Here is a 26,164-nt window from a genome sequence, read left to right as displayed (position 1 = left end):
CCCATGCGCTACGCAGACTTCATCCATTTCACCGTCGCCTCGCTGGCTGCTCACCGGCTACGCACCTCGCTCACCGCGCTGGGCATTGCCGTTGGCATCGCCGCGGTCATTTTGCTGACCTCGATCGGCGAAGGGCTGCATCGCTTCGTGATCGAAGAGTTCACCCAGTTCGGCACCAACCTGATCGGCGTGACGCCAGGCCGCACCCAGACCCACGGCGCTTCGCTCGGGTCGATCAACACCGTGCGCCCGCTCACGATCGAAGACGCCATCGCCCTGCGCCATGCCCCCCACGTGCACGTGACCAACCCACTGGTGCAGGGCAATGCTGAAGTCGACTACCTCGGCAAGAGCAGGCGGGTGACGCTGTATGGTGTCGGGCCCCGCTTCACCGAGGCGCTGAGCATGCGCGTGGCCACCGGGCAATTCCTGCCGGATGACGATCCGCGCGCCGCGCGGACGCTGGCGGTACTCGGCGCAAGAGTGGCGCGCGAACTGTTCGGCGGCGACAACCCGCTGGGCGCACGCATCCGCATAGGCGGTGAACGGTATCGCGTGGTGGGCGTGATGGAAGCGAAGGGCCAGATGCTGGGCTTCGACCTGGACGATACGGTCTATATACCGGCTGGCCGTGCCCTGGACCTGTTCAACCGGGAAAGCCTGGTCGAGATCGAGGTCACCTACGATCCCACCGCCCCGCTCCCCGACGTGGAGGACGGCATCAAGCGCCTGTTGAGCGCGCGCCATGGTGCCGAGGACTTCACCGTCACGCCCCAGCAAAAGATGCTAGAGGTGTTCGGCACCGTGCTCGATGCCATCACCTTCGCGGTAGCAGCGATCGGCGCCATCTCGCTGATCGTGGGCGGCGTGGGAATCCTCACGATTCTCACCATCGCTGTGGCCGAACGCACATCCGAGATCGGGCTCTTGCGCGCCATCGGGGCGACCGAGGCACAGGTCATGCTCCTCTTTCTTGGTGAAGCCGCGCTGCTCGCCGCCATCGGCGGCATAACCGGACTGCTGCTGGGATGGGGCATCGCGCTGGTGCTCGCGGCGGCGTTGCCGACGCTGCCAGTCCACACACCGTGGTCCTACGCCGTGCTGGCTGAGCTGGTGGCGGTGGTGATCGGTCTGGCTGCCGGGGTGCTGCCGGCACGCCGGGCGGCACGGCTTGCTCCGCAGGAGGCCTTGCGCTCGGAATAGAAACTGGAAACTGGAAACTGGAAACTGGAAACTGGAAACTGGAACCCGAACCGCAGCTTTCTCGGCTTCCAGGCCAGCGCTCCTCCGGCTGCCTGAATAGGGGTTTATGCCAGCTTCTCTCCGGCTCCGGGTTGCGGTCTACTGGAAGCGAATCAAGACGTGGCTGGAGCGTGGAATGGCACTGCTTAGCTTGCCACTACATACCAGCCGTGGGATTCCGACTCCAGGAGACAACACCATGGTGACCAAGCAGGACGAAAGCTTCATCTTGAAGAACCTTCTCGCGCTGGCAGCAGTGGAGGCGCTCGGTGGCGCGATTGCGCTAGGGTTCGCCTTCAATCTCCTGACCTGACTGAAAGAACAACAGAGATCCGCCGTCGTTGTCAGGTATCAAAGGTATAAAGAGAATCCAGGAAGCAAGGAATCTAGGCATCAAGGAATCAAGGAATCAAGGAATCGTTAAAGCTCCCCGGCACTGGCTTTGATCCGGCCAGTTTTCCGGGGATCTCTGTCGTCAGGGACCCGCATTTGCGATACTGTCCCACCGTCCGCTGCCGGCGGAACCTGGGCGCATTTCAGCTCGCAAGCTCCCTGCCGGCACCGCCAGGTCAGTTCAGGCTTCCCGGATTCTGCGCCGCGGCTTTCTGCTTGGCCTTGGCCGCAAAGTACGCACCAATCTGCTTCTGCGTAATCGCGCCCTTCTTCCTCGTATCGATCTTGTCGAAGTTCTTGTAGACCTCCGGCATGCCAGCCTCTGCTTCCTCGCGGCTCAGCTTGCCGTCGTGGTTGGTATCGGCGGCAGCGAACTTCTCTGCGAATTTCGCCTTGGCTTCCTTTGGATTCATGGGCGCTTGCGGCGCCGCCTGGGGTGCGGGTTGTGGCGCGGGTTGTTGCGCGCCGACAGTGCCGGATGCAAGGAATGCGACCAGCGCCAGGCTGGCGGTCGACAGTAGCCGTGGAATCATTAGAGTCTCCTGGAACACTTCGATGGTATTGCCCGCCGGTCCCGCGGGCGTGGGCGACCGGATGGCTTGTGCAGAGATCGGGAGCAATCGATCCCCCGGGCCCGTGGCTAAGATCATCGTCGGCTTTCCGGCATTGCGGAATTTAGTTATTTCGGTATCTGATATTAGCGTTTTGCCAGTCAGGCGGTGGTGACGCGCGGCAATGCGCGCTGGCGGGTCAGGGCCGGGGAGCCCCCGCATCCCGCGCCCGCCCCAGCAAGAATTCGCGCTCGCGGGTGTTGCGGGTCATGCCGGCCGCGCGCTCGAACTCGGCGCGGGCCTCGGCGAAGCGGCCGAGCTTGTACAACAAGTCGCCGCGCACGCTGGGCAGCAAGTGGTACTTCGCCAGCGAGGATTCGGTGAGAAGCGCATTCACCAGTTCCAGGCCGGCCTCGGGGCCGAAAGCCATGCCGATCGCCACCGCGCGGTTCAGCTCCACCACGGGTGACGGCGCCACCTCCGACAGCGCGTCGTAGATGGCGGCGATCTGCGCCCAGTCGGTATCAGCCGCGGCGCTGGCGCGGGCGTGGCAGGCGGCCAGCGCCGCCTGCAAGGCGTAGGGGCCGAGCGCCCCGCCCAGCTCTTGCGCGCGCGCCAGCGCCGCCTGCCCGCGCCGGATCAGCAGGCGGTCCCAGCGGCTTCGGTCCTGTTCCAGCAGCAGCACCGGGCGGCCTTGCGCATCGACCCGTGCATGCGTGCGCGAGGCCTGGATCTCCATCAGCGCTACCAGGCCGTGCACCTCGCTTTCCTGCGGCGCCAGGCCGGCCAGCGTGCGGCCCAGGCGCAGTGCTTCCTCGCATAGCGCGGGGCGCATCCAGTCATCGCCAGCGGTGGCGGAATAACCTTCGTTGAAAATCAGGTAGATCACCTCCAGCACCGACGCCAGGCGCGGCGCGCGTGCCTGCGGGCCGGGCACTTCGAAAGGCACGCGGGCCGCACCGAGGGTGCGCTTGGCACGCACGATGCGCTGGGCAATGGTGGCCTCCGGCGTGAGAAAGGCGCGCGCGATTTCCTCGGTGGTCAGCCCGCCCAGCAGGCGCAGCGTCATGGCAACCCGCGCATCCGTGGAGAGCACCGGGTGGCAGGCGGTGAAGACCAGCCGCAGCAGATCATCGCCGATGTCATCCGCGCGCGCGGCATCCAGCGCATCGACAAAATCCGGCACCACGTGAGCCTCCATCGCTTCGAGATCCTGGCCGATCTGCTCGTGCTTGCGGGCGTGCAGCGCTTGCTGGCGCAGATGGTCGAGCGCGCGGTTCTTCGCCGTGGTCATCAGCCAGGCGCCCGGGTTGTCCGGCACGCCGGTCTCGCTCCAGCGCTCCAGCGCGGCAACGAGCGCATCCTGCGCCAGTTCTTCGGCCAGGCCCACGTCGCGCACCACGCGCGCAACGTGGGCGATCACCTTGGCGGATTCGATGCGCCAGACGGCTTCGATCGCCCGCTGCGTCGGTGTCGTCGTCACCATGTGTTTCAGGCCGCGCTGGTCGCGCCGGGTGCCGAGGGCTCCATATACACCAACTCCCAGATATGCCCGTCGAGATCATCGAACCCGTGCCCGTACATGAAGCCGTGGTCCTGCGGCGCGCGCGGCGCCGTTGCGCCGGCGGCCACGGCTTTGGCGACCAGGGCGTCCACCTCGGCGCGGCTCTCGCAGGAGATGCAGATCAGCACTTCGGTGCTCTCGGAGGTATCGCACAGCTTGCGGGTGGTGAAGGTCTGGAAGAATGCATGCTTGAGCAGCATCGCGTGGATGTTCTCGCCGATGACCATGCAGGCAGCGCTGTCGTTGGTGAACTGCGGGTTAAAGGTGAACCCCAGGCCCTTGAAGAAATCCTGCGAGCGCTGCAGGTCGGCCACGGCGAGGTTCAGGTAGATTTGCTTATGCATGATTCGTCCTAGGATTCGGTTTCGCGTGATTGGGTGGAAGCTCGGCGGGTTGCCCCGCTTACCGGGCCGCCGGCGCCTCGGCCAGTGTCTTCAGGTTGACCAGCCCTTGCTCGAAATCGTTGCCGACCATCTTGTCCATATTGAAGACCAGGTGCATCAGCTTTGCAAAGTACGGCACGCCACCTTCCATCGACCAGGTCACGTTGGTGGCATCGGCCTGCGGCCTGAGCGTGAATTCGACGGTGTTGTGCGCCTCGAACGGCTTGATGAAATCCAGCCGCATCGTGACCTTGGAGGCCGGCACCGCATGGAGGATTTCCATGCTGCCCACGCCCACCTTGTCGCTCTCCCAGGCGTAGGCGGCGCCCTGCCCGCTGCGCGTGGCGCCGTAGGTGCCCTTCAGGGACGGGTCCTTCTTTTCATAGGGGTTCCACTGGTTGAAGTTGTGGAGGTCGTTGATGAGCGCGAACACGCGCTCCGGCGGCGCCTTGACGCTGGCGCTGCGCTCGACCCGGAAGGTATCGGGCCGCGTGGCGGCGTAGATCAGCAGCAGGGCAATGGCGCCGAAAGCGGCGAGCAGGATGGGCTTGAGCATGGTGTCGGATCCGGCAAAGGGTGGGTTGGGCTAGAGTGAGATCGTGGGATCGTTGGCTCAGTGCTGGCCGACATCCAGGTCGCGAATGCGCTCCACCGCAGGGCTCGGCGCGAAGTCCTCCAGCTCGAACAGCTGCCGTACCTCGATCTCGCCGTCGGCCATATCGCCATGCGGCGACGGGAAGCGCCGCGCCCATTCCATGGCTTCCTCGCGGCTGCGCACCTGGATCAGCGTGTAGCCCGCCACTATCTCCTTGCTTTGCGCAAATGGCCCGTCGATGACGGTGCGCTGGCCGGCGGCATAACGGATGCGCCATCCATTGGCGGTGGGCTTGAGGCCAGCGGCGTCCAGCAGCACGCCCGCCTTGGCCAGTTGCTCGTGATACGCGGCCATCGCCGCGAAGAGGCTTTCGTCCGGCATCGCGCCGGCCTCGCTGTCTTGCGTGGCCTTCACCAGGATCATGAATCGCATCGCGGTTCTCCTTAGCTTGAGTTTGTCGGTGGTAAGCCATGGCGGTGGCAGGGCGCTGCCATCTCGCTGGCTCTTACCGGTACGACGAACCGCGCGCCGCCGGATCGACATCCGAGGCAAAAAAACCTCAAGACCAAGGGTAATTACCTAGGAAAGCCCCTCGCCGGCTGCCTTACAGGAAGCAAGGCCCGACCTCGCGGACCTCCACGGCGCACCATGCCGCGGCGGGGCACTCGGCGGCGATGGCAATGGCCTCGTCCTGCGTGGCGCAGTCAAGCAGGAAGTAGCCGCCGATCATCTCCTTGGCCTCGGCAAAGGGGCCGTCGAGCAGGTCGCGGCGGCCTTCGCGCACCTGCACGCGCACGCCATTGGCCTGCGACGTGAGCGAGTTGACACCCAGCAGCAGCCCGCGCTCATTCAGGCCTTCGGCAAAACGCTGCATGCTGGCGTAAGCCTGGCGCCCTTCTTCCGGCGAACGCTCGGCGCGCTGGCCAACGGGTTCGACAATCAACAGCATGTACGACATAGGGTCTCCACTTTGATTTGCGCATTTTCGGGTATGGCTTACCGCCCACATCCTGCACGCCGCGGCCGCCGGCCGCAAGCGGCCGGCGCGCCACTGATGGATGGCAGAAATGCTTGGCCGTTAATTGCAATGGCCGAGGATTCGCCAACCATTGCCGATCTGGGCGGACAGTTTAATATGTCGACCTTGCTCCACTCGGCACCCAACGCCTTCCCATGACCGCATCGCGCCAGCCAACCAACCATCCTTCGTACTTCATCGAGGGCGACACCGTGATCTGGTCGCACGGCGACCGGCCGCTCTGGGCCAAGGACGGCAGCCCGCTGCCCATTGCCCATCCACAGGCGTTCCGCTGCATCGCCGGGCGCTGGTTCACCGACGGCGAGCACGTCATCGTGCAGGCTCAGCAAGGCAGCGGTGCGGCCTGGTACTACTTCTACCGGATCGAGAACGCCGACATCGCCACCTTCGAAGTCCTCAACGAGCGCTACGCCCGCGACGCCCGCCAGGCTTACTTCATTACCGGCAAAACCATCCGCACCCGCAGCCCGCAGGCTTTCCGGCCGCTGGTCTATCAGGACTGGCGCTGGCCGGAGAATGGCCCGCTGGAGCCGGTGACCTACATGCATGACTACTACGCCGTGGACGCCGAGTCGGCCTACTTCAACGGCAAGCGCGTGATCGGCGCGGATGGCGCCACCGTGGTGGGCTTGCCGGGCAACTACATTGCCGATGCTGGACATGTGTACTACTTCGGCCAGCGCATCGAAGCCGACCGCGCCAGCCTGGTGGTAGCGCCCAGTGGTGACGGCCCGCTGCGCATGACCGACAAGATCGGCCCCATCGACGACGGCCAGCGCATGACCGCGCTCGACCACCGCCAGGTCGAGCACTGGCGGGACTTCTTCACTGCCCTGCCCGCGCTGCAGGACTACTGGTGGCACCGCCTGCAGGCGCCAGCCGCGCAAGCCACGCCAGTGCAAGAAGTGGAATACGAGGGCCATCGCCTCACCGGGCTCGATCCGGCCACCTTTGCCGCGAGGGAAATGCCCGTTGGCCACGGCCTGATGGGCGTGTTCTGTGGCGATGCGCATGGCATCCACTGGCTGCACTGGTACGCCAACGGTCCGTGCGAGCTAACCTTGCTTTCCTCGCGGCCGATCACCAGCCTGCAAGCGCTGGGGGATGGCTATCTCAGTGACGGCGTCACCGTGTTCTACGCGCCGAACCATTACCAAACGCCGCAAGCCCTGCGCAAGGTCGATCCCGCCGGGTTTACCGTGCTGCAGGGCTCGTGGGCCCGCGATGCCAGCCGTGCCTTCTATCGCGGCAAGGCCAAGAAAGGCGTGAACCCGGATGCCTTGCGCATCGCAGGCTGCTACGCGTGGGACGACGCGCAATTGTTCTGCGACGACAAGCCGCTCAAGGTAGCCGTGCCGCACGATACGCTGCAGGTACCGCACCCTGGCTTCCTGCTGGCGGGCGACCAGTTGTTCTTCGGGCGCCGGCCGGTCTCGGCCAAGCGCGTGCACCTGCCCACACTGGAGTTCCTCGACGCGGACTTTGCGCGCGACCGCAAGCACGCCTATATCATCGGCTATGTGAACCTGGTAGCAATCGACGGCGCCGACCCGGCCAGCTTCCGCGTGCTGGAAAACGGCCGCGCCGCCGATGCGGCGCGCGAGTACGACGCGGCCGCACTGAAGGAAGCGAGCGCACCGGCAACCGACTAGCCTCTGAGCGTCATCGGTACAATGGCTCGGACTAGGGACGCGAGCTATTTCCTGACCCCGACGCCATCATGACCCAGGCTTATTCAGACACCGTCAGCCGGATCCTGGCTTGCCATCTGCAAAGGCATGCCCAGCCGGCTGCGTCCGCCAGCCCTGCCACCGCCCCGGCGCCGATCGTGCACCAGCATTTCACCGTCGCGAACGAGGCGGTGACGCTGCAGTTGCCGGCCTGGCGCGACTATGTCGGCCGCATACTCGATGTCCCGGTTTCGCGCGCGCAGGTTGCCGGCGGCTTCCGGGGCGAGATCGATACCTATGTGCTCAAGGACCTGACCTACCTGGACAGCCGCACCGATCCGGTGGGCCAGATTCGCACTACCGCGCGCATCTCCACCGACAGCGTGCGCGACTACGTCTTCCATGTGGCCGTGGACGGGATCGCCGAAACGGTGACGGACTTCTCCCGGCAGCGCAAATCCGCCCAGTTCGTGCCTGGCATCCTGGCGCTCGACATGAACCAGCCGATGCACATGCACCGCCCCACGCGCGCCCGGGTGCTGGCTTTCTTCGTGCCGCGCGCCACGGTGGAGGCGGCCATTCCCGATGCCGAGTCCATCCATGGCCGCGTGGTGACCTATACCTCGCCGCTGACGCGCCTGATCTTCGATCACGTGACGGCGCTCTGCCGCAACCTCCCGGCACGGTCCGAGGCCGATGCGGAAACAACCATCCGCGACTGCGCGCACCTGATCGTTGCCGCATTCGGCAAGCAGGCGCGCCTTGCCGGCAACGCGCGCGCGGCCGCCCGCGCCGCCATGCTGGAGCAGGTGCAGCGCTACGTGCAGGCCAACTTGCACCACGAGGACCTCTCGCCCGAGAGCATCCTGCAAGCGTTCGGGCTGCCGCGCCCAACCCTGTACCGGATGTTCGAGCACGAAGGCGGCCTTGGCGCGTATATCCGCAACTGCAGGTTGCGGGCGGCGGCCGACGATCTCCTGCGCCTTGCACACATCAGCATCGGCGAGATCGCCTATGGGGCCGGCTTCAACAGTGCCTCTGACTTTACCCGCGCATTCCGTCGGGCCTACGGCGTGTCCCCAAGGGATTTCCGGGGATTCTGAGCGCTGGCGACGGCGTCCGCGAGATGCCCCCGGACGGGCCGCATGCGCCATATGTCACATGACTGTCATGCGCGAGCCATACAATCGGCGGCTTCCCAATAGTCCGAATGCCCTGGCGATGCCTGACGTTCCGGTTGACTCACACTTGGCTCGTTCCCGCTTCCGGCAGCCCTGTGCCGAGGATCTCTGCGTCGCCACGCCATCGGTGACCACGGAACAGAACAATCAGGAAGTCCTCGATGTGTTCGGCAAGCACCGGGACCTTGCCAGCTTGCCGGTGACCGAGAACGACACGCCGATCGGCTTGATCAATCGCGCGATCTTCATGTCGCAGATGAGCAAGCCCTATCACCGCGAGCTGTACAACCGCAAGAGCTGTATCGCCTTCATGGACAAGGAGCCGCTGGTGGTCGATGCGGCGATGAGCATCGAAGCCCTGACCTTCAAGGCGGTGGAGTACGGCGAGAAGGCGCTTGCCGACGGCTTCATCATCGCGCGTGACGGCCGCTTCCTTGGCATCGGGCATGGCTTGCAGCTGATGCGCGTGGTCGCGGACATGCAGGCCGAGAAGAACCGCCAGATCATGCACAGCATCGACTACGCCAGCACCATCCAGCGCTCGATGCTGCGCCCCTCGCGCGAGGCGCTGGCCAGGACGCTCGGCGACGCTGGCCTGGTGTGGGAGCCGCGCGATGTGGTTGGCGGAGATTTCTATCACTTTGCCGCGTTCGAGGACGGCTGGTTTGCCGCGCTGGCCGATTGCACGGGCCACGGCGTACCGGGCGCGTTCCTGACCTTGATCTCCTCGTCCATCCTGATCCAGGCCATCGAGCAGCGCGGCCCGCGCGACCCTGGCGCGCTCCTGATGGCGGTGAACCGCGGCATCAAGCAGATGCTCGGGCAGCTCGACGGCGATGATGAAACGCCTGGCTCGAATGACGGCATGGATGCGGCGTTCTTCTGGTTTGACAACGCCAGCCGCCAGCTCGTGTTCGCCGGCGCCAAGAGCGCCCTGTTCGTGCTCCAGCCCGGCGAGGAGGAAGGCGAGATCGTGGACGGCGAGCGCATGGGCGTCGGCTATGTGGACACCGACCTGGACTTTGCCTGGCAGAACCGCTTTATCCAGACCCAGCCGGACAGCGTGGTGTTTGTGACCACCGATGGCCTGATCGACCAGATCGGCGGCCCCAAGGAAATCGCCTTTGGCAAGCGCCGCATCCGCGAAGCGATCCGCGGCAGCCGGCATGCCTCGGCGGCGCAGATCAACGACGCCGTGCTGGACCAGTATCGCGCGTGGCAAGGCCATCACCGCCGCCGCGACGACCTCACGTTTTTCTGCTTTCGCGTTCAATAGTCCTGCAATGGCCTGCTATAGCACTGAGATGAACGGTAATTCGATTGACCATGAATATGGGCCATTCTTTGAAATGGCCCGGGAACGCAACGTGATCTTCTACTACGTCGGCTACTTTTCCCAGAACATCATCGCGGCAATGTCCGATGCAGTCCGGCTGCAACTGACGGTGAGTGGCGTCGATGGCTCGACCCGGCGCAAGCTGTTCTCCTCGTTCGTGGAGATGGCGCAGAACATCGTCCACTATTCGTCCGACGCGCTCACGCCGCCCACCCAGGACACCAACCAGCTGCGCCACGGTTCGGTGTGCATCTGCATGGTGGAAGACCGCTACCGGCTGATGTGCTCCAACCCGGTGGCGCTCACCCGCGTGGGGCAACTGCGCGCCGCGCTGGAGCCGTTGCGCACCATGACGCTGGACCAGATCAAGCAGGCCTACAAGGAAACCATGCGCGCCGAAGCGCCGGAAGGCAGCAAGGGCGCCGGCCTGGGATTCCTGACAGTAGCCCGCGACGCCAGCGCGCCGCTGGAGTACAGCTTCCAGCCCATCGACGCGGACCCGGTATCGACGATGTTCTTCCTTACCGCAACCATCTGAATGACTGAACGGGATCGAAAGGGAAACTGATGGAAAACCTGTTCATTGCCGCCACACCGACCTCGCCCGAGGTGAGCTTTGATTTCAAGCAGCACACGCTCTCCCTCAAAGGCGAGTCCTATCCGGAAAACGCCGCGGTATTCTACGGCGACGTGATCCTGCGCCTGCGCAAATACCTGGCGGCCTGCGAGGACACCGAAGTCACCGTGCATGTGGCGCTGACGTACTTCAACAGCTCCAGCACCAAGGTGCTGTTCAGCATGTTCGACGCCATGAACGACGCAGCCGACAAGGGCAACCGGGTCATCGTGCACTGGTATCACGACGTGGACGACGACACGATCCTGGAATTCGGCCAGGACCTGCACGCCGACTTCCCCGCCATCGATTTCCTCGACCACGCCACCACGGCGAGCTGAGCAGCGCATGTCCGAGCCAGATCTCTTCGAGTCGGAAAACGGCGTCCTGGCGGGCGCCAGGGCGGTATTCGGCAATCCTGATGCCGGTGCCCAGGCATACCGCGACACGCTGGGCGAGCTGATCGGCTACTACGAGCGGCTGATGCGCGAAACCCGGCGCCTGATACGGCGCAGCGACCGCGAAGAGCTGGAAATGAACCGGCTCAACCATCGCCTGCAGGACCTGGCCCGCGAGCTGGAATTCCGCGCCACGCGCGACACGCTCACCGGCGCGCTGAACCGTGGCGCCATCATCGAGCGGGCCGGTGCGGTGCTGGCGAGGGACAGCCTGTCATTGATCGTGCTCGACATCGATCACTTCAAGCGGGTCAACGACTCGATGGGCCACCCTGTCGGCGATACCGTGATCTGCGGCGTCGTCGACTGCCTGGAGCGGTCGGTGCAAGGCGCGGGCGTCATCGGCCGGGTGGGCGGCGAAGAGTTCGCTGCGCTGCTGCCGGCGCGCGCGCTGGACGCCGCTGTCGAACTGGCGGAGCGCATGCGGCTGCAGATCGAGCAGCACGTGTTTCCGGTCAAGGCGGGGCTGCAGGTGACGGCTAGCTTCGGCGTGAGCTGGAGTCCCCCTGGGACGAGTTTCGAGCAGGCCTATGCGCGCGCTGATGAGGCGTTGTATCAGGCCAAGCGGAGCGGGCGTAACCGGGTTGTCAGTTTGCTGGAGAGCGAACTGGTGGTGCCGTTGCATTGAGGCGCCGCGCCGGTCAGGTTCACGCAAGACGCCAAGCCACAACATGCCGCGGCGCGCTCGGCGCCACCTGCGGCCCCCTGCGGCCCGGTCAGCTCGCCGGGTTGACCTGCACCGCCAGCGGAAAGCCGGCATCGAACGTGGTCCGCACATCCAGCCGCTGCTTGAGCAGCCCTGCCTTCAGGTAGAAATCCGCCGTGCGCTGCTGCTCGGCAATCACTGCCGCATCGATGTTGCGCCACCGCGTACGGCGCCGCTCAAACTGCAGCCGTGCGGCTTCCGGCGAGATGCCGATGATGCGCGCCAGCGCAGCGGAAAAGCCGTCCACATGCTGGTACGACCACACCTGCGCGCGCACCACGCGCTGCAGGAAGTCGCGCAGCACCTCGCGCTTGGCGGCCAGCGCGCTGTCCGTCGCCGCAAGATAGCTCAGGCCGGACCACAGCCCGCGCCCGCTCACCAGCACGCGTGCATGGCCGCTGGTCTCGGCCAGCGCGGTGTACGGCTCCCATGTGGCCCACGCATCGATCGAGCCGTTGACCAGCGCCAGCTTGGCGTCCGCCGGCGGCAGGAAGCGCAGGCTGGCGTCCTCGGGCTTCAAGCCGGCCGATTCGAGCGCCTTCAGGGCGACGAAGTGACCAATGGAGCCACGGTTGGTGCCGATATTCTTGCCGCGCAGGTCCGCCGCCGTCTTCAAGGGCGAATTGGCGCGTACCAGCACGGCGGTGCCGAACGGGTCCGAGCGGTTGGCGCCGATGATCTTGATCGGCGTGCCAGCGGCCAGCGCGAAGATGGCGGGCGCATCGCCGATCGGGCCGGAATCCACCGCGCCGGCGTTCAGCGCCTCGGCCAGCGGCGCGGCGGCGGGAAACTCCGTCCACTGGATGTCGTAGGCCAGGCCCTTGAGCTCGCCGGCGCTCTCCAGCAGGGCACGCAGGCCACCCTTCTGGTCGCCGGCCTTGAGCACGGGCCGGCCCTGGGCCGACACGGTAAACGGCAAGGCGCCGCTGGCCGCCGCCAATGCGGCGTAGCGCAGGAATTGTCTTCGGGATGCCGTCATGTTGCCGCTCGCCATCCCCTTCAGGCTGCCTTGCGGCCAGCACCGGCACCAGCGCCGGCCGCGGCATCGCGCTGCGCCACCAGCGCGCGCACGCGGGGAATCAGCTCGCGGCCGTAGTCCACGGCATCCTCGAGCGGATCGAAGCCGCGGATCAGGAACGTGGTCACGCCAAGGTCGTAGTAGTCCAGCAGCGCGTCGGCGACTTGCTCCGGCGTGCCAACCAGCGCGGTGGAGTTGGAGCGCGCGCCGGTGAGCTTGGCGATCTCCGTCCACAGGCGCTTGTCCACACGCGGGCCCTTGTCGGCGGCGGCCAGCAGGCGGCGCGCGCCTTCGCTTTGCTGCGGGCCGCCCTGCCCCAGGCCAGCCGCTTCGCGCAGGCGGCGCGTTTCTTCGAGGATGGCATTGGCGCGTGCCCATGCCGCCGTCTCGGTTTGCGCCAGGATCGGCCGGAACGAGACCGAGAAGCGCACCTGCCGCCCATGCGTGGCCGCCTCGGCGCGCACCCGCGTGGTGATGTCGCGGACCTGCTCGAGCGATTCGCCCCACAGTGCGTAGACATCGGCGTGACGTCCGGCGACTTCAATCGCCGCGTCCGAAGCCCCACCGAAGAAGATCGGCACGTGTGGCTTCTGCGCCGGCTTCACTTCGGAGAAGCCCTGGGTGAAGCGGTAATACTTGCCTTCGTGGTCGAACGGCTTGTCCTGCGTCCAGATGCGCCGCAGGATGCCAAGGTACTCGTCGGTGCGCGCATAGCGCTCGTCGTGGCTGAGGAAATCGCCGTCGCGCTGCTGCTCGGAATCGGAGCCGCCGGAGATGAAGTGCACGCCAAGCCGGCCACCGCTGAACTGGTCAAGCGAGGCGATCTGCCGGGCCGCCAGCGTGGGCGCGGTAAAGCCCGGCCGGTGCGCGAGCATGAAATGCACGCGCTCGGTCACGGCGGCCGCATAGGCAATGGTGAGCGTGGCGGACGGGCCGGTGGAGTGATGCGGCACCAGCACGCGGTCGAAGCCGGCGTTCTCATGCGCTTGCGCAAATGCCCGCACATAGTCGCGATCCACGACCGGTCCGCTGGCCGGATGGATCTCCGACTGCTTCTGGCTCTGGATCATGCCAATGATTTCCACGCTCATCGTAGGCTCCTGTTCCTGGTTTGCGATGATTTGAAGCGGCTGCGGGGGAGTTGCGCGCCGTATCGCCAAAGCATGAACATACGCCGTGGATAAGCGATTCTTAAGGAATAAGAACGAGGGAAGATATGCGGTTTTGCACGATGAGGGGCAGCCCTTGCCTGGCTGGCGCCGAACCAGCGCCATCTTCCGTTAGCGCTGGTTCAGGCAGCCGAATGCGATCTTTTTCGGCGCTGCGTGATTAGCCGGCAGCCGCGCTCTTCAAACCGTCCGACACGCCTTGTGCCGAGTCTTTGCACCACTGCTTGGCGCCAAGCGGGCTGCCTTCAATCCCTTCTTCCTTGCCGTCCGGCATCAGCACGTTACCGCGCAGCCCCGCGGCCTCGCTGGCCTCGCCACCACTTGTATCTACCCCCGGGATCCCCGCGATCAGACCGACCATCTTCCTGGCGTTCTTGACACTGTCGGCTTTCAGGAAGCCCTTTCCGACACAGTAGCTGGTGAGACCAGCGACGTTGCGGGACATGTCATACATGCCCTTGAGCACGGCCGGGTCTGCTTGCGCATGCGCCGGAGCGGCAAGCACGATCGTGCTTGCCGCCATCAGGATTGCTGGCATCTTCTTGTTCATGGTTCTCTGTGTTTCCCATCATTGGTGCCCGGCTTCAATTAGCCGGATTTGCCAAGTATACTGGCAGTCACATCGGGCTTCGTGGCCTGCCGTCAAAGCGGACCCTTCGGGGCCCGCTTTCTTGTTGATCGGACTGACACCCTCCTACCTTTTCCTCCTCTCTGCATGGCTCTTCGATTTCGTCCCATCCCCTTCGCTCTATCGGCCTTGCTTCTTTTCGCCGTCGCCGCCTCGCCCCATGCCCTGGCCAACGATTACGTCCTGGTCCCGATCACCGGCAGCGAGCCGGAGACCAGGGAGGTTTCCGTGCTGGAACCGGCCGTGGCCCGATTTGCCGGCCTGGCTTCCGGCTCCTACTACTGGGAGGACGGGCTGCTGGCCGAGCAACTGCTGACCGGCCTGGCATCGCGCCCGCACAGGTTGGAGCAGGCGCTGCCTGATGGCCTGCGCCTGGTGGCGTCGCGCCGGGAGTTTTCCGACGGCGCCGAGCGCGCGGCCGTGCTGGTCGACGCGCGCGGCGCCGTGCTGGCCGCGGCGCTGGTGCACCGGCAGTGCGGCAAGGAATCCGTCTGCCAGGACAGCCAGCACGCCGTGCTGTCGGTTTTCCTGCGGCCCGGCTTCGACCGCGCCCAGGCGCAGCCGCTGGTCGCGTGGGGCCAGGATGTGCCCAAGGACCTGAAGCTTGGCAGGGGCGAGACGATCGCCACGGTGGAGACCATCACGCTGGATGCCAGCCGCACAGGCGCCAGCCCGGTCCAGCGCCCCACGGGATTCCCGGCGCAGGTGCCGCTGTACCCGAGGGCCATCCTCTATCGCACCGGGCAGAATGCATTGAGCGACGCCAGGGCCAGGCGCGTGGTGCGGCTGCAGACCACCGATAGCATCGAACAGGTGCTGGCCTTCTACAAACGGTTGTCGCCGCCGATGGGGCAACTGGAGACCGGCAAGAATGACAACAGCGGCTACGTGAGCGGCAAGCGCAAGGGCGTGGCGTTTTCTGTCGAGGCGCAGCGCAATGAGCACTTCCCAAGCCTCACCAACGTGGAGGTGGAGATCGCCGACTGAGCGCGGCGAGCACGATGTGGGAGCCATGTCAAGCCGGTCGCCGCCGTCGCTGTCGGCCCCGCATCGATCGCCCCGGCATTACAAAGTATACTTACGATCACATCAGGCTTCGCAGCCTCCCGTCAAAACGGACCCTCCGGGGCCCGTTTTCTTGTTGAGCGGACTGACAATCCCTACCATTTTTCCTCTCCTTTTTCCTTTCCGTATGGCTCTTCGATTTCGTCCCGCCTCCTGTGCAGCGCTGGCATTGCTGCTTTCCACCCTCGGCACCGCGCCCCTTGCCCTGGCCGCGGATGCCGTCCTGGTCCTGGACACCAGCCACCAGCAGGAAACCCGGGAAGCCCCCGCGCTGGATCTCGCCATCACCCGGTTCGCCGGCAATGCGTCCGGTACTTACTACTGGGAGGACGGCCTGCTGGCCGAGCAGATCCTGTCGGGGCTGCAGTCGCGCACCAACCGGGTCCAGCAGGAACTGCCCGATGGCCAGCGCGTGCTGTCGTCGCGCCGCCAGCTATCCCATGGCGCCGAGCGCGCGGCCGTGCTGGTAGACGAGCGCGGTGACGTGCTGGCCGCTGCGCTGGTGCACCGCGAATGCGGCAAGGATGGTTGCCAGGACGACCAGCACGGCCGGCTGTCCGTCTTCCTGCGGCCTGGCTTCGATCGTGCCAAGGCGCAACCGCTGGTTGCGTGGAGCCAGGACGTGCCCGAAGACCTGCAGACCGACTCCGGCGAGAAGATCGCCAAGGTGGAGACCATCACGCTGGATGCCGCCAACACCGCGGCCAAGCCGGTCAAGCTCCCCAAGGGATTTTCGTCGCAAGTGCCGCTATACCCGCGGGCCATCGTTCACCGCACCGCGCAGGATGCGCTGAGCAACGCCAAGGCCAAGCGTGTGCTCCGGCTGCAGACCACCGACAGCATCGAGCAGGTGCTGGCCTTCTACAAGCAACTGACGCCGCCGCTGCAGGATGCTGTGTCCGACCTGGATCGCAACACCGGCTTCATGGCGGGCAAGCGCAAGGGGGTGGCGTTTACCGTCAACCTGAAGGAGGACAAGCACTTCCCGACCATCACCAACATGGAGGTCGAGATCAGCGAATGATCCGGCTGCCGGGCGACGAGCGGCGGCAAGCGGTAGATTACATGCCGTTGTCGCCCTCCACCTTGCCGATCGACGCCTTGATCCCGACAGCGGTGCGCAAGCCCTTGACGGAATACGTCCGCGCTTGCGCCTGCTCTTGGTCCTCCGGCTTGCGCATCCACAGTTGCGCGAACAGCCCGTCCTTGGGTGAATAGCCGCCAAACCAGTCGACCAGTTGCCCGATGTAGCACTGGCGCCCTACCCAGACGGGCATGTCTGCCACGATTTCAAAGGTGTAGTGGCCCGGGCCGTAGCTGTAGTAGACACCACGGTCATCGCCCTTGACCGTGTCCGGAACCGGGCAAAGGGGCTTGTCCATGGTGCCGGCATCGCGTGCCACCTCGCTGCTTGCCTGCGCAAGCGCGCGCGTCAGGGCGGCATGCAGGGTGCTGTCCAGCGTGGTCACCGCGCCCTTCTCTTCGTCCTTCTGGATCCTGGGGATGGAGAGCTGGTAGCGGTATTGCACAGCAAGCCTTGGCACCTCGCCAACCACCGTCAGCGGCCTGAGCAGGTGAACGTTGTCCACCCCGTAGTAACTGCTCCGGTACGCTACATATACGCGTCCGCGCAGGCGGACCCAGTCCGCCGCCTGGTTGGCGCCGCGTCCGTTGACCGAGTAGAGGTAGCTTCCTTGCTCCAACGCGTCGGCCCGGCCCGTCGAGCCATCGGCGCCTGCGAATTTTCCGCCCTCGCGCCGCAGCGCGCTCACGTAGGAAAACAGCCCGGTCCCACCGGAATAGGTGTCGATGATGAGATCACGCTGGCCGTCGCCGTCGATATCCATCAGCGTGTAGGAAGCGTTGCCGTTCTCCCCTCCGCCTTCGATGCCGGAGGCCTGCAAAGCGCGCCATTCGTCGCTGGTGACGCCCGGGGGGCGCGTCGCCGGGAAATGCGCGTCGTCGCCCGTCTGCTTGCCGTCTTTCACGTTGGCGAACGTCGTCACGCCCGTCTTGATGCGGATCGCATCGAGGGCCTTCTCAAGCGGGAATACCGGCTCGGTCTTGCGCATGGCTTCCACGGCTTGGCGCAGGTCCTCCAGCGCCTGCCGGTCCACGCTGTCCGGCTTGTAGGCGGCGGCTTCGCGCAGCTGCGCCTGCAATGCCGCAAGCCGCTCGTCATACTGCGCGTTGATACAGCTCTTGTCCGCGCCACACTGATCCCGGGTCTTCAGCCACGCAAGCTGGGCTTGCCGTAGTGCGGCACGCTGCTGGGCCTGGGCGCTGGCGAGTTTGCCATACACGGCCGAGAGCTTGCCATCGAGCTTGCGCAGATCCTCGTTGGCGCAGATCGCGATCTCCGTGCTGCTCGCCGCGCGCTCGCATTGCATGCCGGCCTGCGCCGCCTGTGCGGCAGGGACATACAGCGCCAACAAGGCGATCAGCGACGAGTAATTCCTGATTTTCACATTCACAACGCGCGTTCTCTTCTGAGTGGTTCCAGCCTGGGAAGGCAAGCAGGCACTGCCCCCTCAACAAGCGCATATGGAAGCGCAATATGCTTCTTTGTGCCGATGCGCACCGGCCGGTAGTCTAGCAAGTCCTTGTTCATGGCAAGCCTGCCGCTACCTGCTCCATGCCTCAAAGCTTCTCCGCGCTGCCCGATGGCGCCATCCCGCTCCACGTGGCGGCACCGCAAACGCTTGCGGCCTTGCTGGAACAACTGCCGCCGGTGCAAGCGCAGTGGGCACGCGCAACCGGCTTCGTCCCGTTGCCTGGCAAGACGCTGCTGCTGCCGGATGCCGAAGGCGCTCTGGCGGGCGTGATCGTTGGCGCCGATCCGGCCCAGCCGTTGTGGCAACTGGCGGGCCTGCCGAAGCAGTTGCCACCGGGGCGCTATGCCATCACCGCCGCGCAGGACGAACCGCCGCTGGCCGCGCTCGGCTGGGCCATCGGTGCCTTGCCCGCGAGCTGGGACGACACCGAGGACGACACGGTGGACGACGCGGCGAATGGCGCCGAAGACCTCGCGCAACTGGTCGTGCCACAGGCCACGCTGCAAGCCCTCCAGCCCCTGGCCGCGGCCATCGGCCTGGTACGCCGGCTGGTCAACACACCGGCCAACGTCCTCGGCCCAGCACGCTTGTCGGAAGAAGTCCGCGCACTGGCGCGGGCGCATGGCGCCGAGTTCCGCGAATGGATCGGCGACGCCCTGCCGGATGCGGGCTTCCCGCTGGTCCACGCCGTCGGCCGCGCGGCTGCCGAAGCGCCGCGCGTGGCCACGCTGCATTGGGGCGACCCGGCTGCGCCGCGCGTGGTGCTGGTCGGCAAGGGCGTGTGCTTCGATTCAGGCGGGCTGGATATCAAGCCGGCGCAGGGCATGCGCTGGATGAAGAAAGACATGGGCGGCGCGGCCCACGCCATTGCGCTGGCGCGGCTGGTGATGCAGGCGCGCCTGCCCGTGCGGCTGACCCTGGTGGTGCCGGCCGTGGAAAACGCCGTCGGCGCCGGCGCGCTGCGCCCAGGCGATGTGATCCGCGCTGCCAATGGCACGTCGGTGGAAATCGAAAACACCGATGCGGAGGGCCGGCTGGTGCTGGCCGATGCCCTGCATCACGCGCTGGGTGAGCGCCAGGAGAGCGCCGCCATCGCCATCGACCTGGCCACGCTGACCGGCGCGGCCCGCGTCGCGCTTGGGCCGGAGCTGCCCGCGCTGTTCAGCAATGACGACGCCCTTGCAGCTGACCTGCTCGCGCAGGCCCAGCGACTGGCCGATCCGCTGTGGCGCATGCCACTGTGGCAGCCCTATCGCGCCATGCTGAAGTCGTCGTTCGCGGATACGCAGAATGCCGCCGCCGCGCCGCTGGCCGGTGCCATTACCGCTGCCCTGTTCCTGCAGCGCTTTATCCCGGACGGCACGCCCTGGCTGCACCTGGACCTGTTCGCCTGGAACCAGGAAGACCGCCCGGGCCGCCCGCGCGGCGGCGAGGCGCAGGGACTGCGCGCGCTCTTTGGCTTGCTGGCGCAGCGCTTTCCCGCGGTTGCCGGCGAGCCCACGCATTCCTGATGACAAGACAACTACCGTAAGTGAGAACAACCGACATGATCCAACGACTGGCGCTGGCCGCCACCCTGGCCGCCGCATTGCTGGCCGCTCCCGCGCTGCACGCCGAAACCCTGCGCTGGGCGCGCTCGGCCGACGCATCCACGCTGGACCCGCACGCCGTCAACAACGGGCCCAACCACAACCTGCTGCACCAGGTCTACGAGCCGCTGATCATCCGCACCGCCGATGGCAAGCTGCTGCCCACGCTGGCCAGCTCGTGGCGGCGCACGGACGACCCCACGGTATGGGAGTTCCAGCTGCGCAAGGGCGTGAAGTTCCACGATGGCAGCGTATTTACCGCCGACGATGCGGTGTTCTCTCTGTTGCGCGCCAAGTCGCCCACCTCGGACATGAAATCGCTGCTGGTCTCGATCACCGAGGTGACCAAGGTTTCTCCCTTCGTCATCCGCATCAAGACCGCCGGCCCCAACCCGCTGCTGCCCGACAACCTGACCAATATCCAGATCCTGAGCGCGGCATGGTCCAAGTCGCACAACGTGGAGCAACCGCAGAACGCCTCGGCCAAGGAAGAGACCTACGCCACGCGCAATGTGAACGGCACCGGCCCGTACACGCTGGTGTCGCGCGAGCAGGACGTGCGCACGGTGCTCAAGCTCTTCCCGCAGTACTGGGGCCGCGGCCAGTTCCCGCTGGAGATCGACGAGCTGGTCTACCTGCCGATCAAGTCGCCCGCCACCCGCGTGGCCGCGCTGCTCTCCGGCGAGGTGGACTTCGTGCAGGACCTGCCGATCCAGGACACGGCGCGGCTGCGCGCCGACCCCAGGCTGCGCGTGAACCAGGCGGCGGAAAACCGTGTGATCTTCTTCGGCCTGAACGTGGGCAACGCGCCCTTGAAGTACTCGGACGTGAAGGACCGCAACCCACTGGCCGACCGCCGCGTACGCGAGGCGTTCCAGCTCGCCATCGACCGCAATGCCATCAAGACGGCCGTGATGCGCGGCCTGTCGGTGCCGACCAATATCATCGCGCCGCCGTTCGTGCATGGCTATGACAAGGCCTTCGACGTGGTCGGCAAGCCCGACGTGGCGCGCGCCAAGGCGCTGCTGGCGCAAGCAGGCTATCCCAACGGCTTCGGCATCACCCTGCATTGCACCAACGACCGCTACCTCAACGACGAAGCGATCTGCCAGGCGGCTGCCGGCTTCCTGGGCCGCATCGGCGTAAAGACCACGGTGGTCTCGCGCCCGCTGGCGATCCAGACCGCCGCCATCAACAACCTGGATACGGACTTCTACCTGTACGGCTGGGGCGTGCCGACCTACGACTCCGCCTACATCTTCGACTACCTGGTCCACACGCGCGGCAAGAATGCGCGCGGCGCCACCAATGCCACGCGCTACAGCAACCCGGAGCTGGATGCGAAGATCGTTTCGCTCTCAAGCGAGGGCGACCAGAAGCAGCGCGACGCCACCATCAAGAGCATCTGGACCACGGTGCAGAACGAACTGGTCTACCTGCCGCTGCATGACCAGATCCAGACCTATGCCATGGTGCGCAAGTTCGACATCCCGGTGAACCCGTCGAACACGCCCTACTTCAAGCTGTTCAAGCTGGCGAAGTCGTGACAATGGGCGCGCGCTGATGCTGGTCCACCTTCTCCGCCGCCTCGGCCAGTCGCTGCTGGTGCTGCTGGCCGTGTCCTTTATCGCCTTCCTGGTGTTTCGCCATATCGGCGATCCCACGGTCAGCCTGCTGGGCGAGGATGCCTCGATCGAAGACCGCCAGGCGCTGGTGGCCGAACTGGGCTTCGACCGGCCCGTGCCGGTGCAGTACGCGCGCTATCTCGGCAACGTGCTGCATGGCCAGTTCGGCATCTCGTACCGGGTCAAGCGGCCGGTGACGCAAGTCATCCTGGAGCGCGCGCCTGCCACGCTGGAGCTGGCGCTGGTGGCGGCGGTGGTCGCCGTGCTGGGCGGCGTGGCGCTGGGCGTCTACACGGCGATACAGCGCGACGGCTGGGCCAGCCGCGTGCTGATGACGGTGTCGCTGGTCGGTGTCTCGCTGCCGACCTTCCTGATCGGCATCCTGCTGATCTACCTGTTTGCCGTGGAGCTGCGCTGGCTGCCCTCGTTCGGGCGCGGCGACACCATAGCCGTGGGCGGGTGGAACACGGGCCTGCTCACGCGCTCCGGCTGGGCCTCGCTGGTGCTGCCGGTGGCCACGCTAGGCCTGTTCAAGCTGACACTCATCATGCGCCTGGTGCGCGCGGAAATGATGGAGGCGCTGCGCACCGACTACGTGCGCTTTGCCCGCGCGCGCGGCCTGCCCGAGCGGCGCATCCACTACGGCCACGCGCTGCGCAATACGCTGATCCCGGTGGTCACCATCACCGGGCTGCAGATCGGCTCGCTGATCGCCTTTGCCATCGTCACCGAGACGGTGTTCCAGTGGCCCGGCGTTGGGCTGCTGTTCATCTCATCGATCCAGGCGGTGGACGTGCCGGTGATCGCCGCCTACCTGCTGATGATCGCGGTGCTGTACGTGTGCATCAACCTGGCGGTGGACCTGGTCTACCTGCTGGTGGATCCGCGCCTGCGCCGTGCCTGATCTCTCCATGACCTCAATGCAAAACGCCCCCGCTCCTGCCGCCCCGGCCGCCCCGGCGCAAGCCCGCTGGCGCAATGCCGAGTCGCCCGTGGTGCGGGCGCTGGCGCGCTCGCGTACCACGCAATTTGCCGTGCTGCTGCTGGCGCTGCTGGTGCTCGCCGCCCTGTTCGCGCCCTGGCTGGCGCGGCAGAACCCCTTCGATCCCGCCGGGCTGGAGTTGCTCGATGCCTTCACGCCACCTTGGCAGCATGGCGCGTCCGGCGCGTTCTATCCGCTTGGCAGCGACGACCAGGGGCGCGACATTTTCTCCGCCATCCTCTACGGCTTGCGCATGTCCCTGCTGGTGGGCACGGCGGCGGTGGCGCTATCGCTGGCCATCGGCGTCACGCTTGGCCTGGTGGCCGGCTATGCCGGCGGCTGGTTCGATACCGTGGTGATGCGCCTGGCCGATGTCCAGCTCACCTTTCCGGTGCTGCTGGTGGCGCTGCTGATCTTTGGCATCGCACGCGGCATCCTGCCCGCTGGCTACCGCGACGAGATGGCGCTCTACGTGATCGTGACCGCCATCGGCCTGTCGGAATGGGTGCAATACGCGCGTACCGTGCGCGGCGCGGTGATGGTGGAAAAGCACAAGGATTACGTGCTGGCGGCCCGCATCATCGGGCGCTCGCGCACGGCGATCCTGCTGCGCCATATCCTGCCCAACCTGCTGGCGCCGGTGCTGGTGATCGGCACCATCAGCTTTGCGCTGGCGGTGGTGGCAGAGTCCACGCTGTCCTATCTGGGCGTGGGCCTGCCGCCCACCCAGCCCTCGCTGGGCACGCTGATCCGCGTTGGCCAGGGTTTCCTGTTCTCCGGCGAGTGGTGGATCCTGCTATTGCCCGCGCTGGTGCTGCTGGCGCTGGCGCTCTCGGTCAACCTCGCGGGCGACTGGCTGCGCGACGCACTCAACCCCAAGCTCCAATGACCAAGATGCCTGTGAACCAGCCCGTCCTGAGCGTGCGCGGCCTGTCCGTGGCGTTCGACACCTATCGTGGCACGGTGAACGTGCTCGACGACGTGTCCTTCGAGATCGCACCCGGCGAGATCCTGGGTGTGGTGGGCGAATCCGGCGCGGGCAAATCGATGACCGGCAATGCCGTCACCGGCCTGATCGAGCCGCCCGGGCGCATCAGTGCCGGCAGCGTGACGTTGCGCGGGGAACGCATCGACACCTTGCGCGGCGAAGACATGCGCCGCGTTCGGGGCAAGCACATCGGCATGGTGTTCCAGGACCCGCTGACCAGCCTCAACCCGGTCTGCACCATCGGCCACCATCTCACCGAGACCATCCGCACCCACCTGCCGCTATCGCCCGCGCAGGCACGCCAGCGCGCGCTGGCATGGCTCACGGATGTGGAAATCCCCGACCCCGCCACGCGCTTCAACCAGTACCCGCACCAGTTCTCCGGCGGCATGCGCCAGCGCGTGGCCATTGCGCTGGCGCTGTGCGGCGAGCCCGAACTGCTGATTGCCGACGAGCCGACCACCGCGCTCGATGTGGTCGTGCAGGCGCAGGTGATCCAGGTGCTGCGCCGCGTCTGCCGCGAGCGCGGCACCGCCGCCATGCTGATCACCCACGACATGGGCGTGATCGCCGGGGCCGCCGACCGCGTCCTGGTGATGTACCAAGGCCGCGTGCTGGAAACCGGGGCGGTACGCGACATCCTCGACCACCCCCGCGCGGCTTACACGCGCACGCTGATGGCCGCCATTCCCTCCGTGCACCAGCGGCTGCACCGCCTGCCGGTGCCGGACGAAGGCGCCGTGGCGCCGCTGCCAGCGCAGGCATCCCGCCCCGAGGCCAGGCAAGACACCGCGCCACTGGTGCAGGTGCAGGGCCTGTCGCGCGACTTCGATCTCTCCGCCGGCTGGCTGCTGCGCACCCTCGCGCGCCAGCCGCGCAAGGTGCTGCACGCGGTGCGCGACGTCAGCTTCGCCATCCCGCGCGGCACCACCTTCGGGCTGGTGGGCGAATCCGGCTCGGGCAAGTCCACCGTGGCGCGCATGATTGCCGGCCTGACCCGGCCCGGCGCCGGACGCATCGTGATCGACGGCGTGGACCGCTGGGCGGACCGCCAAGCCGCAGCCACCCTGCCCGGGCGTTTCCAGATGATCTTCCAGGACCCGTACGCCAGCCTCAACCCGCGCTGGCGCATCGACCGCCTCATTGCCGAGCCGCTGCAAGCGCTGGGACTCAGCAAGAGCCCGGAAGACACCGCGGAACGCGTGGCGCAGGCACTGCGCCGCGTGCGCATGTCGCCGGACGCCGGCCGGCGCTATCCGCACCAGTTCTCCGGCGGCCAGCGCCAGCGCATCGCCATCGCCCGCGCCCTGGTCAGCCACCCCGACTTCCTGATCTGCGACGAGCCCACGTCATCGCTGGACGTCTCGGTGCAAGCCCAGGTACTCAACCTGATGCGCGACCTGCAGGACGAATTCGGCCTGACCTACCTGCTGATCAGCCACAACCTGGCGGTGATCCGCCAGCTATGCGACCAGGTGGGCGTGATGCAGCGCGGGCAATTGGTCGAAGTCGGGCCAGCGGATGCGGTCTTTGCGGCACCCCGGCATGGCTATACGCGCACGCTGATGGCTGCGGTGCCGGATGTGGGGCGGGTACGGGGGTTGCCGGTGGTGGCGGTGGCTTAGTGGTGGCTTAGTGGTGGCTTAGTGGTGGCGCACTTGGTGAGTAGCACTCGTCAGCGAAGGAACGCAAGCATGACGCAAGAGAACCATGGCAGGACGCGCAAATGGCACGGGCGTGCGGGCACGGCCGCCGGCGCTGCGGGGCTCTATCTGTCGCTGGGGACGGAACTGGCGTGGATACAGCTGGGGGGTGTCTTCCTGACCACCCTGGGGATTCACTTCTGGGTGATGTCCCGCCAGCAATGATGTCCCGCCAGCGGGATTGAGCGATCACCGGGGAACCCCGGCGATCGTCATGACGCAATGGCCTTCAGTGGCCGGTACGCTTAGCCAACAAATGCCTTTTCAAGCACAAAATGGCCAGGCTCGCTCATGTTACCTTCCGTGAAGTGCTGCTCGGTCAGCATCGCGCGGATGTCCTTGAGCATGTCCGGGCTGCCGCACAGCATGATGCGGTCGTTCTCCAGCGAGAACGGCTCCACGCCCAGGCGCTCGAACAGCTCGCCGTTGGCGATCAGGTCGGTGATGCGGCCCTGGTTGTCGAACTCTTCGCGGGTCACGGTGGGGAAATAGACCAGCTTTTCGCGGATCAGCTCGCCCAGGTGTTCGTGCTGCGGCAGGTGTTCCTGGATCAGCTCGCGGTAGGCCAGTTCCTCGACGAAGCGGCAGGTGTGGGTCAGCACGACCTTGTCATAGCGCTCGTACACTTCCGGATCGCGGATGATCGACAGGAACGGGGCCAGGCCGGTGCCGGTGGCCAGCAGCCACAGGGTCTTGCCGGGCAGCAGGTTGTCGACCAGCAGCGTGCCGGTGGGCTTCTTGCCGACGAAGATCTGGTCGCCTTCCTTCAGGTGCTGCAGGTGCGACGTCAGGGGGCCGTCCGGCACCTTGATGCTGAAGAACTCCAGCGTTTCCTCGTAGTTGGCACTGGCGATGCTGTAGGCACGCAGAAGCGGACGACCGTTCACTTCCAGACCGACCATGGCGAACTGGCCGTTTTCGAAGCGGAAACCGGGGTCGCGGGTGCAGGTGAAGCTGAAGAGCGTGTCGGTCCAGTGGTGGACGGAGAGGATGGCTTGCTGGTTGAGATTGCTCATGAATAAGGCGCTATATGCGCTGGATGGCGCCGGCGTCGATGGCCTGTTGTGGCCTGATACCAAAGGCTTGGCGGTAGCTTGCCGGTTGCGTT

Annotated in this window: 26 protein-coding genes; 15 read left to right on the top strand and 11 right to left on the bottom strand. The window is 66.1% G+C overall.

Annotated features, from left to right (window positions below):
- The first annotated feature begins 3 nt into the window (after nucleotides 1-3).
- Nucleotides 4-1,203 (top strand): ABC transporter permease, encoded by a 1,200-nt coding sequence (locus AC1Q7Q_RS11445; RefSeq protein WP_492372730.1) that lies wholly within the window; start codon nucleotides 4-6, stop codon nucleotides 1,201-1,203.
- 608 nt (nucleotides 1,204-1,811) lie between these two features.
- Here the strand turns inward: AC1Q7Q_RS11445 and AC1Q7Q_RS11440 are convergent.
- From AC1Q7Q_RS11440 to AC1Q7Q_RS11415, 6 genes are all read right to left on the bottom strand, one after another.
- A complete protein-coding gene (locus AC1Q7Q_RS11440; RefSeq protein WP_492372729.1) occupies nucleotides 1,812-2,168 on the bottom strand; it encodes a calcium-binding protein in 357 nt (118 codons plus the stop codon).
- Nucleotides 2,169-2,385: 217 nt separating this feature from the next.
- Nucleotides 2,386-3,672, bottom strand: a complete 1,287-nt coding sequence (locus tag AC1Q7Q_RS11435) for an RNA polymerase sigma factor (protein ID WP_492372728.1) — start codon at nucleotides 3,670-3,672, stop codon at nucleotides 2,386-2,388.
- A 5-nt stretch (nucleotides 3,673-3,677) separates the two neighbouring features.
- Nucleotides 3,678-4,094: a VOC family protein gene (locus AC1Q7Q_RS11430; protein ID WP_492372727.1), complete on the bottom strand. Its 417-nt coding sequence runs from the start codon at nucleotides 4,092-4,094 to the stop codon at nucleotides 3,678-3,680.
- 58 nt (nucleotides 4,095-4,152) lie between these two features.
- On the bottom strand, nucleotides 4,153-4,689 hold the full coding sequence (locus tag AC1Q7Q_RS11425) for an SRPBCC family protein (protein WP_492372726.1): 537 nt from the start codon (nucleotides 4,687-4,689) through the stop codon (nucleotides 4,153-4,155).
- Between the two features lie 57 nt (nucleotides 4,690-4,746).
- On the bottom strand, nucleotides 4,747-5,160 hold the full coding sequence (locus tag AC1Q7Q_RS11420) for a YciI family protein (protein WP_492372725.1): 414 nt from the start codon (nucleotides 5,158-5,160) through the stop codon (nucleotides 4,747-4,749).
- Between the two features lie 172 nt (nucleotides 5,161-5,332).
- Nucleotides 5,333-5,686 carry a YciI family protein gene (locus AC1Q7Q_RS11415; protein WP_492372724.1) on the bottom strand — a complete coding sequence of 118 codons (354 nt, stop codon included), beginning with the start codon at nucleotides 5,684-5,686 and terminating at the stop codon, nucleotides 5,333-5,335.
- Nucleotides 5,687-5,901: 215 nt separating this feature from the next.
- Between AC1Q7Q_RS11415 and AC1Q7Q_RS11410 the strand changes: the two genes are divergently transcribed.
- The 6 genes from AC1Q7Q_RS11410 to AC1Q7Q_RS11385 all read left to right on the top strand — a co-directional run bounded on the left by AC1Q7Q_RS11410 (nucleotide 5,902) and on the right by AC1Q7Q_RS11385 (nucleotide 11,656).
- Nucleotides 5,902-7,419, top strand: a complete 1,518-nt coding sequence (locus AC1Q7Q_RS11410) for a hypothetical protein (protein ID WP_492372723.1) — start codon at nucleotides 5,902-5,904, stop codon at nucleotides 7,417-7,419.
- A 68-nt stretch (nucleotides 7,420-7,487) separates the two neighbouring features.
- On the top strand, nucleotides 7,488-8,540 hold the full coding sequence (locus AC1Q7Q_RS11405; RefSeq protein WP_492372722.1) for a helix-turn-helix domain-containing protein: 1,053 nt from the start codon (nucleotides 7,488-7,490) through the stop codon (nucleotides 8,538-8,540).
- Between the two features lie 118 nt (nucleotides 8,541-8,658).
- A complete protein-coding gene (locus tag AC1Q7Q_RS11400) occupies nucleotides 8,659-9,894 on the top strand; it encodes a SpoIIE family protein phosphatase (protein ID WP_492372721.1) in 1,236 nt (411 codons plus the stop codon).
- A gap of 28 nt (nucleotides 9,895-9,922) precedes the next feature.
- Nucleotides 9,923-10,492, top strand: a complete 570-nt coding sequence (locus AC1Q7Q_RS11395; RefSeq protein WP_492372720.1) for a SiaB family protein kinase — start codon at nucleotides 9,923-9,925, stop codon at nucleotides 10,490-10,492.
- A gap of 29 nt (nucleotides 10,493-10,521) precedes the next feature.
- On the top strand, nucleotides 10,522-10,911 hold the full coding sequence (locus AC1Q7Q_RS11390) for a DUF1987 domain-containing protein (protein ID WP_043354443.1): 390 nt from the start codon (nucleotides 10,522-10,524) through the stop codon (nucleotides 10,909-10,911).
- A 7-nt stretch (nucleotides 10,912-10,918) separates the two neighbouring features.
- Nucleotides 10,919-11,656, top strand: coding sequence for a GGDEF domain-containing protein (locus AC1Q7Q_RS11385; RefSeq protein WP_492372719.1), 738 nt, complete (start codon nucleotides 10,919-10,921; stop codon nucleotides 11,654-11,656).
- Nucleotides 11,657-11,744: 88 nt separating this feature from the next.
- Here the strand turns inward: AC1Q7Q_RS11385 and AC1Q7Q_RS11380 are convergent, their stop codons facing one another.
- The 3 genes from AC1Q7Q_RS11380 to AC1Q7Q_RS11370 form a co-directional block, all read right to left on the bottom strand.
- On the bottom strand, nucleotides 11,745-12,713 hold the full coding sequence (locus AC1Q7Q_RS11380; RefSeq protein ID WP_492372718.1) for an ABC transporter substrate-binding protein: 969 nt from the start codon (nucleotides 12,711-12,713) through the stop codon (nucleotides 11,745-11,747).
- 20 nt (nucleotides 12,714-12,733) lie between these two features.
- Nucleotides 12,734-13,843 (bottom strand): LLM class flavin-dependent oxidoreductase, encoded by a 1,110-nt coding sequence (locus AC1Q7Q_RS11375; RefSeq protein WP_492372717.1) that lies wholly within the window; start codon nucleotides 13,841-13,843, stop codon nucleotides 12,734-12,736.
- A 238-nt stretch (nucleotides 13,844-14,081) separates the two neighbouring features.
- Entirely contained in the window at nucleotides 14,082-14,471 is a 390-nt protein-coding gene (locus AC1Q7Q_RS11370) for a hypothetical protein (protein ID WP_492372716.1), read from the bottom strand.
- Nucleotides 14,472-14,678: 207 nt separating this feature from the next.
- On the opposite strand from AC1Q7Q_RS11370, the gene AC1Q7Q_RS11365 reads away from it, so the two are divergent.
- Complete coding sequence (locus AC1Q7Q_RS11365) at nucleotides 14,679-15,536, top strand: hypothetical protein (protein ID WP_492372715.1); 858 nt, start codon at nucleotides 14,679-14,681, stop codon at nucleotides 15,534-15,536.
- Nucleotides 15,537-15,783: 247 nt separating this feature from the next.
- A complete protein-coding gene (locus AC1Q7Q_RS11360) occupies nucleotides 15,784-16,638 on the top strand; it encodes a hypothetical protein (RefSeq protein WP_492372714.1) in 855 nt (284 codons plus the stop codon).
- Nucleotides 16,639-16,675: 37 nt separating this feature from the next.
- Here the strand turns inward: AC1Q7Q_RS11360 and AC1Q7Q_RS11355 are convergent, their stop codons facing one another.
- On the bottom strand, nucleotides 16,676-18,088 hold the full coding sequence (locus AC1Q7Q_RS11355) for a lysozyme inhibitor LprI family protein (RefSeq protein WP_492372713.1): 1,413 nt from the start codon (nucleotides 18,086-18,088) through the stop codon (nucleotides 16,676-16,678).
- Between the two features lie 161 nt (nucleotides 18,089-18,249).
- On the opposite strand from AC1Q7Q_RS11355, the gene AC1Q7Q_RS11350 reads away from it, so the two are divergent.
- The 6 genes from AC1Q7Q_RS11350 to AC1Q7Q_RS11325 all read left to right on the top strand — a co-directional run bounded on the left by AC1Q7Q_RS11350 (nucleotide 18,250) and on the right by AC1Q7Q_RS11325 (nucleotide 25,221).
- A complete protein-coding gene (locus AC1Q7Q_RS11350; RefSeq protein ID WP_492372712.1) occupies nucleotides 18,250-19,680 on the top strand; it encodes a leucyl aminopeptidase family protein in 1,431 nt (476 codons plus the stop codon).
- 35 nt (nucleotides 19,681-19,715) lie between these two features.
- Nucleotides 19,716-21,305: an ABC transporter substrate-binding protein gene (locus AC1Q7Q_RS11345; protein WP_492372711.1), complete on the top strand. Its 1,590-nt coding sequence runs from the start codon at nucleotides 19,716-19,718 to the stop codon at nucleotides 21,303-21,305.
- Between the two features lie 16 nt (nucleotides 21,306-21,321).
- A complete protein-coding gene (locus tag AC1Q7Q_RS11340; protein WP_492372710.1) occupies nucleotides 21,322-22,287 on the top strand; it encodes an ABC transporter permease in 966 nt (321 codons plus the stop codon).
- 16 nt (nucleotides 22,288-22,303) lie between these two features.
- Entirely contained in the window at nucleotides 22,304-23,254 is a 951-nt protein-coding gene (locus AC1Q7Q_RS11335) for an ABC transporter permease (RefSeq protein WP_492372774.1), read from the top strand.
- A complete protein-coding gene (locus tag AC1Q7Q_RS11330; RefSeq protein WP_492372709.1) occupies nucleotides 23,251-24,978 on the top strand; it encodes a dipeptide ABC transporter ATP-binding protein in 1,728 nt (575 codons plus the stop codon). The genes AC1Q7Q_RS11335 and AC1Q7Q_RS11330 overlap by 4 nt, the downstream gene beginning before the upstream one ends.
- Nucleotides 24,979-25,047: 69 nt before the next feature.
- A complete protein-coding gene (locus tag AC1Q7Q_RS11325) occupies nucleotides 25,048-25,221 on the top strand; it encodes a hypothetical protein (RefSeq protein ID WP_416052102.1) in 174 nt (57 codons plus the stop codon).
- An 80-nt stretch (nucleotides 25,222-25,301) separates the two neighbouring features.
- Here AC1Q7Q_RS11325 and AC1Q7Q_RS11320 read toward each other — a convergent pair whose 3' ends face one another.
- Complete coding sequence (locus AC1Q7Q_RS11320; RefSeq protein WP_492372708.1) at nucleotides 25,302-26,072, bottom strand: ferredoxin--NADP reductase; 771 nt, start codon at nucleotides 26,070-26,072, stop codon at nucleotides 25,302-25,304.
- Between the last annotated feature and the right edge of the window lie 92 nt (nucleotides 26,073-26,164).

This window comes from Cupriavidus sp. GW823-FHT07A04 (genome assembly GCF_058794615.1).
Note: the sequence above shows the minus strand (reverse complement) of the source record. Positions and strands in the feature narration are given on the sequence as shown.